The sequence below is a fragment of the Actinomycetota bacterium genome (assembly GCA_035765775.1).
Classification (GTDB): domain Bacteria; phylum Actinomycetota; class CADDZG01; order JAHWKV01; family JAOPZY01; genus DASTWV01.
Window position 1 is genome coordinate 30,244 of record DASTWV010000034.1, and the last position, 12,014, is coordinate 42,257.

14 protein-coding genes are annotated in these 12,014 nt (G+C 69.5%); 3 read left to right on the forward strand and 11 right to left on the reverse strand.

Annotation, left to right across the window (positions count from 1 at the left end):
- Window positions 1-235 precede the first annotated feature (235 nt).
- Window positions 236-814 carry a hypothetical protein gene (locus VFW71_07285; GenBank protein HEU5002563.1) on the reverse strand — a complete coding sequence of 193 codons (579 nt, stop codon included), beginning with the start codon at window positions 812-814 and terminating at the stop codon, window positions 236-238.
- A gap of 413 nt (window positions 815-1,227) precedes the next feature.
- On the opposite strand from VFW71_07285, the gene VFW71_07290 reads away from it, so the two are divergent.
- Both VFW71_07290 and VFW71_07295 read left to right on the forward strand, forming a co-directional pair.
- Window positions 1,228-1,587, forward strand: a complete 360-nt coding sequence (locus VFW71_07290; protein HEU5002564.1) for a hypothetical protein — start codon at window positions 1,228-1,230, stop codon at window positions 1,585-1,587.
- A 175-nt stretch (window positions 1,588-1,762) separates the two neighbouring features.
- On the forward strand, window positions 1,763-2,158 hold the full coding sequence (locus VFW71_07295) for a DUF3883 domain-containing protein (GenBank protein HEU5002565.1): 396 nt from the start codon (window positions 1,763-1,765) through the stop codon (window positions 2,156-2,158).
- Here the strand turns inward: VFW71_07295 and VFW71_07300 are convergent, their stop codons facing one another.
- Complete coding sequence (locus VFW71_07300; GenBank protein ID HEU5002566.1) at window positions 2,159-2,833, reverse strand: winged helix-turn-helix transcriptional regulator; 675 nt, start codon at window positions 2,831-2,833, stop codon at window positions 2,159-2,161. It lies immediately after the preceding gene.
- 124 nt (window positions 2,834-2,957) lie between these two features.
- Between VFW71_07300 and VFW71_07305 the strand changes: the two genes are divergently transcribed.
- Window positions 2,958-4,382 carry an FAD-binding oxidoreductase gene (locus VFW71_07305; GenBank protein ID HEU5002567.1) on the forward strand — a complete coding sequence of 475 codons (1,425 nt, stop codon included), beginning with the start codon at window positions 2,958-2,960 and terminating at the stop codon, window positions 4,380-4,382.
- 262 nt (window positions 4,383-4,644) lie between these two features.
- On the opposite strand, the gene VFW71_07310 is transcribed toward VFW71_07305, so the two are convergent.
- The 9 genes from VFW71_07310 to ssb form a co-directional block, all read right to left on the reverse strand.
- Entirely contained in the window at window positions 4,645-5,808 is a 1,164-nt protein-coding gene (locus VFW71_07310; GenBank protein HEU5002568.1) for a nucleotide disphospho-sugar-binding domain-containing protein, read from the reverse strand.
- A gap of 75 nt (window positions 5,809-5,883) precedes the next feature.
- Window positions 5,884-7,410, reverse strand: a complete 1,527-nt coding sequence (locus VFW71_07315) for a hypothetical protein (protein ID HEU5002569.1) — start codon at window positions 7,408-7,410, stop codon at window positions 5,884-5,886.
- A complete protein-coding gene (locus VFW71_07320; GenBank protein HEU5002570.1) occupies window positions 7,407-7,658 on the reverse strand; it encodes a MobC family plasmid mobilization relaxosome protein in 252 nt (83 codons plus the stop codon). Before VFW71_07320 ends, VFW71_07315 begins: the two co-directional genes overlap by 4 nt.
- A gap of 347 nt (window positions 7,659-8,005) precedes the next feature.
- Window positions 8,006-8,398, reverse strand: a complete 393-nt coding sequence (locus VFW71_07325) for a hypothetical protein (protein HEU5002571.1) — start codon at window positions 8,396-8,398, stop codon at window positions 8,006-8,008.
- Window positions 8,398-8,886 carry a hypothetical protein gene (locus tag VFW71_07330; protein ID HEU5002572.1) on the reverse strand — a complete coding sequence of 163 codons (489 nt, stop codon included), beginning with the start codon at window positions 8,884-8,886 and terminating at the stop codon, window positions 8,398-8,400. The genes VFW71_07325 and VFW71_07330 overlap by 1 nt, the downstream gene beginning before the upstream one ends.
- Window positions 8,887-8,919: 33 nt before the next feature.
- Window positions 8,920-9,948: a hypothetical protein gene (locus tag VFW71_07335; GenBank protein HEU5002573.1), complete on the reverse strand. Its 1,029-nt coding sequence runs from the start codon at window positions 9,946-9,948 to the stop codon at window positions 8,920-8,922.
- 174 nt (window positions 9,949-10,122) lie between these two features.
- Window positions 10,123-10,929 carry a hypothetical protein gene (locus VFW71_07340; GenBank protein ID HEU5002574.1) on the reverse strand — a complete coding sequence of 269 codons (807 nt, stop codon included), beginning with the start codon at window positions 10,927-10,929 and terminating at the stop codon, window positions 10,123-10,125.
- Window position 10,930: 1 nt separating this feature from the next.
- Entirely contained in the window at window positions 10,931-11,347 is a 417-nt protein-coding gene (locus tag VFW71_07345; protein HEU5002575.1) for a DUF4913 domain-containing protein, read from the reverse strand.
- Window positions 11,348-11,446: 99 nt separating this feature from the next.
- On the reverse strand, window positions 11,447-11,998 hold the full coding sequence (gene ssb, locus VFW71_07350) for a single-stranded DNA-binding protein (protein HEU5002576.1): 552 nt from the start codon (window positions 11,996-11,998) through the stop codon (window positions 11,447-11,449).
- Window positions 11,999-12,014 lie beyond the last annotated feature (16 nt).

Genomic DNA, 12,014 nt, shown 5'->3' on the forward strand with positions numbered 1-12,014 from the left:
GCGAAGTGAAAGAGCCACTCAGCAGGCTTCACGCCGTGCTGGCCGGGCTCCTTCCCGAAGTCCTCGGCTTCCGGGCCATCGAAGTATGCGACCATCGCTGACGATGACTGCCCCCCGAATCTTCGTATCCTCCGTGATGGCAACCCTTCGCGGGGAACGAGAAGCAGCAAGATCAGGGGTAGTGGCCGCCGACTGCGTACCGGTCCTCGCCGAGGACTTCCCAGCGGGCCCGGCCTCACCGCAGGAGACATGCCTCGATGAGGTGCGGCGATCGGACGGGTTGGTGCTTGTCCTCGGGTCGGACTACGGGAACGCCCCTTCCCCCAGCATGACTGAGCAGGAATACCTCGCTGCCCGTGAGGCTGATGTACCCGTTTTCGCAATCGTCACCACCGCTGAGCCCAGTGGCATTGAACAGGAACGTTTCCGACGGCAGGTCCTCAACTCCACGGCCGGCCAATACGTCGCCTTCTATGCCGAGGGAGACAACGCCTCGATTCAGGCCGCAGCAAGGCGCGCCCTTGACACCTTCTTCCATCCCGCCGATCCTGCCGCCGTGGCCCGCGCTGCAAATACGTTTCTCTACCTCCTCGAACTTGCCCGCATTCTCTTCGATCGGGTCTCCGGTGAGGGTGGGGTAGGGCCCCTGGTTGGAAGTGAAGCGCGCCAGCTTGCGCAACTCATGGATGATCGGCGAGACGCGATAGGGGATGAGGCGTTGAGGAGGGCAGTAGTCCAGGTCATTCACCAATGCGGGGAGCTCTGGAGCAATCAGCCGGGCTTCGGCCAAGAACACGCCTTGGATCCGGCCCACGCCGCCCAAGCCCAGCGAGCCAGCGAGGCGGCAGCTCGAGGCTGGCGCGCCGCTTCGCGAGCGATAAGGAGGTGCCACTTCTTCGGAAATGCCTACCCGGGAGAGTTCGGTGAGCCCCTCGGGTCCGGGGTGCCGTGCCAGTCTTGTGGGCGGATTTCTTGCCTCAACGATCCTCCGGCCTGCCCCTATTGTGGCGCCGTCATCGGGCTCTACTGACTGGACGGCACTGTCCGCCCAGAGGCCGCTCCCTGACCGGACACCTTGCGATCCTCACCTCTCGGGGTCTTGTGCCCCCGAGTCCCCCAGGAGTACCATTCCGTTCAGCCACCCAGGCCGTATCCGGGTCGGCGCCTGAACCCTCGACACCCTCAAATCTTGCCGGATGATCCAGCGTTACGCGGGAGAAGCTGTGGATGAGGCCGGATGCTGAGTGGCGTGCGCCGCACATCGTTGAGGGACAGTTCCAGTTTCAGGTCGCCAGCAGCATGCTCGACGAATTTGTACTGGGGCACACAGCCTCCGATGTCCTGCGTGAGCTGGTGCAAAACGAATACGACGCCGGAGGGAGTGTCCTCAGCGTCGTCTTCGGCGATCTGGGGCTGACGATCACGGGCAACGGCCGGCCGATCGATGCTCTCGGGTGGAAGCGCCTCACGGTGATGCTCGGCACGGGGCACGTAGCTGGAGCCAGCGGGCAGGTAATCCCACAGAAGGTGAACGGGATCGGGTCGAAGAACTTTGGCCTCCGCGCCCTCGAGCCCTGCGCCCGTTGATAGTGCAGGCCCGGAGGCCGCTGGCGGTCGCGCCCCACGGGCAGCCCTTCCCGACCTGTCTACCGTCCAGGAATCCGAAGTACCAGAAACGCATTGGTCAGCCCCCACCCATGCTGGCTCCGGTGGCTACTCTGGCGGCGGCGGCTGGTGGGCTCCACGGAGCGCCCAGGAAGAGATGGCCGACGCGGAAGTTGGTCGTCGGGGCGAGGAACTGGTGCTGCGGCGCGAGCTCGCGCGCGTTGCGGCTCGCGGTGTTCCGGCGGAGCGAGTTGTCTGGTCCGCGGACACGAACCCCGCTGGCGACCACGACATCAAGTCTGTCGCCGACGACGGAGGGGATCTCTGGATAGAAGTGAAGGCAACCAACGGAAGGGAAGGGCGATTCACATGGTCTCGCTCCGAGTTCAACCTGGCCATGCGGGAGCGTCAACGCTACGTCCTGTGTCGCGTCTACCTGGCCAACACGGTGCGCCCCGTCATTCGGCGGATCCAAGACCCGATCGCACACCTGCTCGCTGGCGAGATGAGGCTTGAGCTGAACAACCTCGCCGCAGAAGTGGAGCCCCTCTGACTAAGCGGGCCGGGCCGACTTGACGCTTGCGAACATGCTCAGGGGCACCCAGTCTGGGAAGCTGCGCACCAGCCCAGGAACTCCCTCCACCCGCAACCGGCCGCCCGCCCGGGCCTCTCGGTAGCTCAGCTTCCCCGAGTGCCAGAGGGCCAGCGTTTCCCGGTCCGCTGCGACGACCAGGTCCTCGTCGAAACCGGGGTGCTTGGCGCACACCTCGGCGCCCGTGGGTTGGACAAGGATCCACAGGGGCTGGCGGAAGTCTGAGATGTCGAACCGGATCACGATGCGCGGGCGCGGGAGCTTCGAGAGGTCCCACAGTCGGCATTTCGCCCACAAGACGACGTACGGGTCCATGTGCTGGACCTCCATCTCGGTCCACCGAGCGCCCCATTCGCCAAGGATCCTGCCCACATCGGCCAGCTCCTGCCCCGCCTCGGTCAGGTAGTACAGGGAGCCCCGGCCCCGAGGGTTCGGCACCGCGGCCACGACCCCCGCACGCTGAAGGCTGCGCAGCCGCTCCGAGAGCAAGGTTTTGGACAGGCCGGGCGCGCCGCCCAGGATCTCGTTGAAGGAGTGGCAGTCCAGGGAGATGTTGCGCAGGATGACGGGTGTCCACCGCTCGGCGAAGACTTCCGCAGCGCGGGCCACCGGGCAGTACTGACCGTAGCTTCTCACCGCTCCAGGGTCCCATGGGTCCGGGCCCCACGCAAGTACAGATTTCATACCGCCGAGTCCAGTTTCTGTTCTTGCCTGGAGGCCCCCGGCTGGCCAATCCTGGAGGCGACGGAAGGAGGCATTCATGTTCGGAACCATGAGCCGTTCAATCCCCAAGGTGGCGCTGGAACGGCTGCGGGGCTCACTTCAAGGCGACGTGGTGCTCCCGGAAGATGCCGGCTACGGCGAGGCCCGCAGGATCTGGAACGGGGCGATCGACAAGCACCCCGCGGTCATCGCCCGCTGCCAGACCGCTGACGACGTAGCAGCCGCGGTGGTGTTTGGGCGGGAGCAGGGCCTCGAGATCGGGGTGCGGGGCGGCGGGCACGGGGTCGCGGGCAACGCACTCAGCGAAGGCGGGATCGTCGTGGACTGCTCCCGGATGCGAGGCATCCGCGTCGACCCGGCAGTCCGGCGTGCCCGGGTGGAGCCAGGCGTACTGCTTGGCGACCTGTGCTCGGCCACCCAAGCCTTCGGGCTCGCCGTCCCCTCCGGGATCGTCAGCCACACCGGCGTGGCTGGGCTCACCCTCGGCGGGGGCATCGGCTGGCTGATGCGTCGCTTCGGTCTGACGTGCGACAACCTCCTCGCCGCTGACGTCGTGACCGCCGACGGGGTACGCGTGCGCGCCTCCGAGGACGAGAACCCCGACCTCCTCTGGGGCCTTCGGGGCGGGGGCGGCAACTTCGGCGTGGTGGTCTCCTTCGAGTTCGCCTGCCATGCCATTGGTCCCACGGTGCTGGCGGGACCCGTCCTGTGGGCGGCTGAGGACGCCGAGGAAGTGCTGACGTCCTACCGGGAGTTCGCCCACATCGAACCTGACGAGCTCACGACCATCAGCTTCCTGCGATTCGCTCCGCCGGCGACGTGGGTGCCGTCCGAGCTGCACGGCCGGCCCGTCTTGGTCATTGCGGCCTGCCACGCGGGAGCGCTTGCCGACGCGGAGCGCGATCTGGCGCCGCTGCGGCGCTTCGGAAGGCCCCTGGTCGATGCCATTGGGCCGCGAGACCTGACCGAGTACCACTCGTTCTTCGACGCATCGGTGCCACACGGGTGGGGCTACTACTGGAAGTCCCATTACCTACGGGATCTCACGCCGGAGGCGATCCAGGTGCTCACCGAATCCGCCTGGAAGGCGTCGTCCAAGCGCTCGTACACGATCATGTTCCACATGGGGGGTGCCGTCCGCGACCTCGCACCGGAGGCCAGCGCCTTCGAGGACCGGTCGGCGGAGTTCTCCCCCAACATCAACGCCGCCTGGACCGACCCCGCCCAGCCCCAGGACGTGGGGTGGACCCGCGATCTCTTCGCCGCTCTCGAGCCGGCCTCGACCGGGCGCGCCTACGTCAATTTCATGAGCAACGACGAGCAGGGCCGCGTGGCCAGCGCCTTCGGGCCTGGCAAGTACGAGCGCCTGGTCGCGCTCAAGCGGCGCTACGATCCCGAGAACACCTTCCGTCTCAACGCCAATATCCGGCCGGCGTCACCCCCGGAAGGGGGTAGCGCCTAGCACGTCACGCTCCGTCTCGCCTGCCCTTGCGAGCCGGAGCGTCCAGGAGCGTCCAGGCGCGACAGCGAAGATGTACCTCGCCACGCCATCAAGTCGAAGCCCGGCGCCCCACGAACACATCCCGGCGCCGGCAGGTCAGGCGGTGAACAGCATCCGGCCGTCGGAGTGGCAGAGCGGAGGGCTGGACGGGGAAGGCTTCGCGCCTGCCGCGGTCGGCGGTGTAGGATGACACCCCCTCGACGTCACACGGACTGGGAGCGGGCTAAAGCAGCGACTCGAGGAGCGCGGCGGCTGCGCTGGGTGGATCTGTTTCGCGCAAGCGCCTCGCGTGAAGCTGGGCCTGTCCGCTCATGCTCTGGTCGGCCAGGACCACATCGACGGCAGCCCGGATCGTCTTGGGCGAGGCCTCCTCCCGGGACACGGATACGGCCACGCCCAGCGCCAACGCACGCGCCGCGACACCAGGCTGATCTCGCCCCCATGGCACAAGCGCCATTGGACGCCCGTACCAGAGCGCCTTCATCACGGACCCGTGACCCGCGTGACTGACGAGCAGCGCAGCATGTGCGAGGACGGCGGCGTGCGAGACAGTCCGTTCAACGCGAGCGTTCGGCGGAACCGATCCCAGTTCGGCGGGATCGCGCCCGGGACCGACGGTCACAACGACCCGCAGCCGCCGATCCGCGAGCGCCTCGAGTGCAGCCTCGGCCAGGGGCAGGTCATCGCCGGGTTGCGAGCTGATCGTGACCAGCGCCCACGGATCGCCCGGCTCGGCCAAGTATGCCGGCACATCGCTGGGTGGCTCCCAGATTCCCAGTGGACCAACGTAGTGGTGATGATCCGGGAGCCGGTCGAAGGAGAAGTCGAACACGGGATCGGTGGCGTGCAGTACCAGGTCGGCGGACTTGAGCAGGGAGGCATAGCCTTCGATCAGGGGTACGGCGCGCGGTCCAAAGTCCTGCTCGAGCGGTCGTGGAGGATCGGGACCCACGTAGAACGTGCTGTTGACGACCGCCCACGGAGATGCAGGCAGGGCCGCTGCCACCGCCTCGACGCCAAAGAGCGACGTCACGATCACGCCCGGCGCTCTCGTGCGTGCGATCTCGGCGACGGGCAGCGCGACCTCCTCTGCCCATGCTGTCATGCGCGCTCGCACGATCGGACCGGCCGCGGCGAGGTCACCGCCGGTCGAGGACATCGCATCCCGGACCGCCCCGACCAAACGCGGACCAAGGTCAAGCTCTGACGCCAATACCTCAGTTTCGATACCGAGCGGACCGAGTGAACGCGCCACCGATGCGTCGCCGACGAAGACCGTCTCGTGCCCCCGCTCGCGAAGCGCGAGCGCAGCCGCAACCAGGGGCTGCAGATCTCCACCCGCGCCGGCCGTCGCGATAACCAAAGCGCGTCCCGAAACGGCACTCACCTCCAAGCTGCGGGCCGACGTCCCTGCCACCATAACTCCCCCGTGGCTTCCTAACGCCAAACGCCGTCTCGCCACTCATGGCCCCATACCCCGGTCGGGCGCGCCCGGCGCCGACACGGGTATAGGCCGGTTCTGCAGCGGTATGCCAAGCAGGTGACGCCGCCCAGGCAGCGCGCAGTGGTGCTGGTGCACGCGGTTCAGCTCCTTCGATGCCTCGGTCGCCAGCCGCCGGGCCGCTCCCGCCTGTACGTGGGCGTCGTCGGCGTTGGCGATCGCGCTCACGAGACGTTGCATCTGGCCCAGCAGGCACAGCCATGCAGGTGGCCCTCCGGGCAAGAGGGCCTGCGCGACCACGGTGGCCACGCCGCGTAGATCGTCGGCCGTGGCTCCTGGGGACAGCCGGGTCACCCCCGGGCGGTGCGCTGCGGCGGCCAGCTGGCGGGCGGCGCGGGTCAGGCTCCCTGGAATGGGTCCTTCCACACGGTCAGCGAGGATGGCGAGGACGCCGGCGGCGTCGCCGGTGATCGCCTGCCAGGTCGCCGGATCACCCGGTGGCACCGCCATGAGGCGGTCCACGAGGGCGCCGACGTGATCCGCCGCCTGTTGCCATTCCGTGGAGCCGTAGCGCCGCCCTTCGCCCGCCGCGTTGGTGCCAACCAGCCGCCGGTCACGGCGCCACTCGGCTACGGCGTCGCCCTCAGCACCGGCTGGCCACCGGCTCCGGAGGCTGGGCAGGCTGAGGTCGGGAGAGAGAGTCCCACCCCCGTGCCAGATGGGTTTGTCCCCACGCAAGGCGACCGAGTACCCGATCACTGCGTCCTTGCCCCCGGTCTCGTAGCGGGGCCGCACGGCTATCCCATCGACCCGCAGGCGCCGGACGAACTCCGCCTCGCTGCCGGCGGCCACGGCCGCCGCCCGGACGCTCTGCTCGAGGCGTTCCTTGACGCTCGCCTCCCGGGGAGCTTCGGCTGCCGTAGCCCTGCGCTCCACTTCCCTCCGGGCTTCCGCCGGGCTCAGATCGTGTCGTGCCCCGCCCCTGCGGCCCTCCACCACCGTTAGGCCGTACCGCCGCTCGTACTGGGCACAGGCTGTGCCGATCTTGACCCAGTCGTTGTGTACGTTGGCCTTGCGGCCGTCCTCCCGCACCAGAGAGACGGCCACGTGAATGTGATCATTGCCGTTGGCGCTCAGGCCGTGGCGGATCGCCGCCCAGGGGCACGGTGCTACGCCCTCGCTGCCGGCGAACCCCATCCGCCGCATCGAGTCCTCGGCGATCCCGGCCCACTCCTTGTCGGATAACAGGCGATCGCCGGCGGGGTTGGCCAGCACCAGGTGCCACACGTGCGCCGGCTGCTGGATCCTCGTGCCGTCCGAGAGTTCGACCGCACGCGTGACCTTGGTGCCATGGATCCGCCGGGGCAGGTCCATCTGGAAGCCGAGGGAGCGGATCTCATCGCCGGACGGGGTCACCCCGAGCGCCACGCTGATCCCGGCCTCGGCAGCGATCACGCGGGGGTTGACGTGCTCCTCCTCCCGGCCGTGGCCCAGGAGATACCGCACCAGGCCCGGCATGTCGTCGCCGCGCACGATCGGTCCGTTCACGAACGCTCCAGGGCCTCGACTAGATCGCTGACCCTGGCCTCCATCCGCTCGACCGCGGCAAGGCTGGAGTCCAACCCCGGCGGCAGCTGCTGGCGGCCGTTGGCCCAGTGGGCGAGCTGGTTGATGTTGACGCCGATCCCCACCAGCTGGCGGCGGATGAGCAGGACTGTCTCTTTCACCGCGTGGCGCTCGGCGATGACGGCAGGGCCCAGCAGGGCCAACTCCACCAGCAGGCGCGGGGGTGACACCCCGCCGGCCTCCGCCCGCGCACGGATGCGGGCGTACTCGTCGTCGTTGCAGCGGACCTGGATGATCCGCGTCCGCAGGGCCGCGTCCCGGGGACGGCGCCGCCCTTGCGGTGAGGCAGTGCTTTCGGCCAGCGCAGCGACCGGCGTAGCCGGATGGTTCGGCTCTCCCTGGGCGGCAACCGAGCCATCCTGGAGGGATAAGCTACGCGTAGCGTATAACTTGCTGCAGCTGCTTTCGCTCTCTCCGGCGTCGCCGACGAGGGTCTCCGCCCGGGCTACACCACTGCCCACCGGGCCGGCTTCTTCTGGACCCCTCTCGTCGTACCTGCCGAGCTCACCGGTCGCCATCAGGCAACCCCCATCCCGTCGCCTCGGGCGACACTTGCCTCCGTCTCGGACTGCGCTACGCCCGGCGGAACCCACTCCCCACGGGTTGTTGGGGCGGCCGTGGTGGGAAAGGAGGTGGCGGTGAGCTCCGCGATCTGTTCGGCTTCGCTTCGGTAGGGGGAGCGCTGGTTGAGGGCTCCGAGGTTGAGGCCCTGCGCTCGTTCCTGGCGGCAGAGAGGGCAACATTCGTCAAGCTCGGGCCAGACCCTGGCCATGGCGTCGCGGTCGAGAGCGTCCAGGCCCGCTCGGGTGATGCCGTGGTAGGGGTGAACCTCGGTGATCGTCTGGTGTGGCCTGGAGTCACGGACGGTCCAGGCGGCTTCCTCGGGGATGGAGTCCCGGACGACCGACATTACGCCACCTCCGGTGCGGGCCGGGCCATCGAGGGCAGTGGTGGTGGTAGGAGGGCGGAGCCGGTCCGGGTGCCGCGCAGCGGAGCCGGCTCGTCATGGTTGGTCTGGTGAGTCTGGCCAGGAAAACAGCTCGTCGTGAGCTCCGCGACCAGCTCAGCGTCGGTCTGGGTGGGAGCCGGATGATGGGCTGTGGCCGTCTGGAGACCCTTGCGGCGTTCTTGCTGGCGCGGGGGAGTTCCCTGCGCCGAGTGTCGGTCGGTCCCCAGAAGCTGGTGCAGATGCTTGAGGCACGCTCGCCCGTAGTAGGCGCTCTCGGCGGCCGAGCTCGACACCGCCCGGATGAGGTCGAAGAATTGGGGGTCGGTGTCGCCTGCGCCCTCGAGTTGTGCGGTGACGTTGTGCAGATGGGTGACGGCGTCGGCCACTCGGCTGATCAGTTGGCCGATGTCGGCGTCGACACCGCTCGGCGTGATGATCGTGTCAGTCATTGCTTGTCCTTTCGTTTCGCGGGGTGACGGGGATCAGGCAACCTCGGGTGCGGCGTGGCGTGGGGACATGACGGGGGGCGGGATCGCGATGGCGCTGGGCGTCCCGGTCCGGGCAGGGCCAGCCGCGGCGGGGCTGACGCCGGCAGGCCCTTGGAGGGCGGGAAAGCTGGGGGATACCAACTGGCTGATTGCCGTTGCATCCTCTGCGGCCGGGGCGTGGAGCAACTGGCGGATCTCCCGGGCGGCGAGGGAACCCGGGCAGTGCTGCAGCACCTCCGCCGACAGGACGGGGTTGGCGGGCAGGTGGGTGCGAAGGGCCTCCAGGCCGGCGGCGGCATGGGGGTTGCGATCAGCGAAGGCCGTGGTCTCCCGGACGGCCCGCATGACCATCGACGGGCTGGCCGTCCGGTACCAGGCCGGGGACTGCACTCGACGCCAGAGCGCCTCACGAGCGGCGAGGTCCTGACGACCTTCGGGGCCTCGGGCCCGGGCGTAGAAGAGCATGCGCTGCCGTGCGGAGGGGTCGGCCGGGTCGGCGATGACGCCGTCCCAGGCGGCCACCCAGCTGCTGTAGAGCTCGCCGGGGAAGTCGGGGGCGATGGGGATGTGGGTCTCCAACGTGTCGATCAGCTGGCTGGCCTCGTCGATCACGAAGAAGCGCGGGTCGTGGTGGCTGGTGTAGGGGGGACTGGTCACGGGGACCTCCTGGAAGGGTGTGTCAGGTCGGGTCGGGTGTTGAGCAAGGTCGTTCGTGCGGGACTGGTGGCCACCGGGCTTGTGGGCGTCCGCCCGGCAGATGGGACAGAGACGTGGAGCCTCCTTGCGGTTCTTGAGCCGGCGCTCCAGGGTCCGGCCGCCGGGCCAGGTGCGGGCGACGACGAAGCTGACACCGGCCCCGGAGATGACTTCCATCAGTCGGGCGCCCCGCCCGGCGCGGTGGTCCTCCATGCGGGCGGGGAGGTCGGAGGTGCTGCCGATGTAATGCTGGGCGAAGCCATGCGGGCCGCCGGCACCGATCGGGCGGTCGAAGTGCAGGAGGTAGACGGTGCTGGTTCGGGACACCGTTACTGACGCCGGCGGGCGTGTGTAAGGTCGGCAGGCGCGCGTAGGGCACCTGTTCGGACCACTTGCGTCCTTTGACGCCGGAGGCATCGGTGGCCGCCGGGGTGTGTGTAAGGTCGGCTCATGGGCTTTGTGAGGTCGGGTAACGGCGTCGAGCAAGGTGGTCAGTGAGTTTCAGAGCTCGGCGCCGACGGCGGGCAAGGTCGGGAGCGGAAGAGCGGGCTGGTCGTGGGCGGCGCCGGCGCGTACCTGCCAGGGGGCGTTGCCCATGGTTAGGGCCCGGGCCCGTCGGGAAGTCGCCTCGGCGGGGCCGTCGGGGAAGCTCGGGGCCACGAGCTCGGCGACGGCTGTCGGGGTTTCCTTGACGGCGGCAGGGTCCTGGAGTACCCCGCCGGTGCTGGCCAGGCGGGGCGGCGATCCGGAGGCCTCGGGAGGGAAGCTCGGGGCCACGAGCTCGGCGACGGCGGCGGCCTGGAGCGGCTCGGCCAGGGGAGCGTCGACGACGGACTCGGCACCGGCGGCCGATGGCTGGGTGATCCCGCCCGTTTCCGTCCCCGAGCCCTGGACCGCCTGAGCCGCCGCGCAGTCCGGGCGGCCGGCACGCAGGTCTCGGGCGAGGTCGGGGTGCTGGTCAAGGCCCTGACGCAAGTCGTGCAAGGCTCGGCTCGCGGCCGGGTCGGAATGCTCGAAGGCGACGGCGGCGTCCCAGGCCGTGGCCACGCCGTCCGGGGTGGCGGTCTGCCACCAGCTGGAATACCGGGTCGGGGTGTAGAGCGCTGCCGCCGTCGTGCGCTCGGCTTGGAGGCGCTGGGTGGTGGCCCGGGCGTCGGCCTGGTCGGCGAGTGCAGCCTTACGGTCGGCGTGGGCCTGGCGGGTCAGCTTGACGTGCAGGATCTGGCCGGCCGCCATCGCGGCGGTGCGCACGGTGCCGCTGATGGCCTCGCCGGCCTCGCGCAGCGGATCGTCGACAGGCTCGGGCATGTCAGTTGCTCCTTTCGGTGGGGGGGCCGCTCCACACCGCGATCCACTCGGAAGGCAGGGGCGTGTGGGGGAGAGGCTTGAGCTTGTCCTTGTGCTTGCCGTCGCAGGCTTGGAAGGGGCCCCGCTCGGCGTCGGCGAGGACGCTGAAGCAGGGCTCGAAGTGGTAGGTCCACCAGGTGGACATGCCCGTGCCCGGCTCCATCCGGAGGGCCTCCCAGGCGTGCCACAGGGCCGTCAGCCGGGCGACGACCTCGGCGTGGCGCCACCACTCGGCGCACCAGCGCCGGCCACCCCCGTCCCGGCGCCGGATCAGCGGGGCAAGGAAGCCGGTGTAGAACGAGAGCAGGTCCGGGTAGTAGGACTCGCCCAGGCCGCCGGGCGGGGCGTCGGGCTGGTAGGGCGCGTCGGTCAGGGTCATGGGCGCCTGCGGCTTTCTCGTGAGGGTCCCCCCCGGCCGCCGTCGACCGGTGGGTCTGGCGACGGCCGAGGGGGTCTGCCATGTCGGGACCTGCGGACCTCAGAGCGCGGGCCCGGCCTGGGCGGTCGTCGCCATGGCCGGGACCGGCTGCTGGGCGGGCTGCTGGGCGGTGGGGGCGGCAGCCGGTGCCGCGTTGTTGGCCCCGCCCGGGAACGAGGCGCCCGCCAGGTTGGCGACCTGGCCCGCCTCGGCGGTCGGTGCCTGCCGGCCGACGGCGGCCTCCTGGGCCTTGCCGTTCTCCCGGGCGGACGGGGTCACCTTGACCGTGGCGAAGCGCAGAGAGGCGGCCACCTCCTCGGCCTGGATGTCGATGGCGGTGCGCTTGGAGTGGTCCTCGGTCTCGTACTGGCGGGACTGCAGGCGCCCGGAGACCACTACGTGGTTGCCCTTGCGGAGGGACTCGGCGACGTTCTCGGCGAGCTTGCCCCAGGCGTTGGCGTTGACGAAGTCGGTGGCTTCCACGCGCTCCCCGGCCCGGTTGAAGTACGACCGGTTGACCGCCAGGGAGAAGTTGGCGACGGCCTGGCCCTGGGGCGTGTAGCGCAGTTCGGGGTCGCGGGTGAGGTTGCCGGCGATGCTGACGTTGTTCATGGATTTCTCCTCGTGT

What these genes read in the sequence shown, in the direction of transcription:
- VFW71_07330 (HEU5002572.1), bottom strand. Translation starts at nt 8,886, where the DNA reads ATGACTGACACGATCATCACGCCGAGCGGTGTCGACGCCGACATCGGC.
- VFW71_07340 (HEU5002574.1), bottom strand. Translation starts at nt 10,929, where the DNA reads ATGCCCGAGCCTGTCGACGATCCGCTGCGCGAGGCCGGCGAGGCCATC.
- VFW71_07345 (HEU5002575.1), bottom strand. Translation starts at nt 11,347, where the DNA reads ATGACCCTGACCGACGCGCCCTACCAGCCCGACGCCCCGCCCGGCGGC.
- VFW71_07295 (HEU5002565.1), top strand. Translation starts at nt 1,763, where the DNA reads ATGGCCGACGCGGAAGTTGGTCGTCGGGGCGAGGAACTGGTGCTGCGG.
- ssb (HEU5002576.1), bottom strand. Translation starts at nt 11,998, where the DNA reads ATGAACAACGTCAGCATCGCCGGCAACCTCACCCGCGACCCCGAACTG.
- VFW71_07305 (HEU5002567.1), top strand. Translation starts at nt 2,958, where the DNA reads ATGTTCGGAACCATGAGCCGTTCAATCCCCAAGGTGGCGCTGGAACGG.
- VFW71_07325 (HEU5002571.1), bottom strand. Translation starts at nt 8,398, where the DNA reads ATGTCGGTCGTCCGGGACTCCATCCCCGAGGAAGCCGCCTGGACCGTC.
- VFW71_07290 (HEU5002564.1), top strand. Translation starts at nt 1,228, where the DNA reads ATGAGGCCGGATGCTGAGTGGCGTGCGCCGCACATCGTTGAGGGACAG.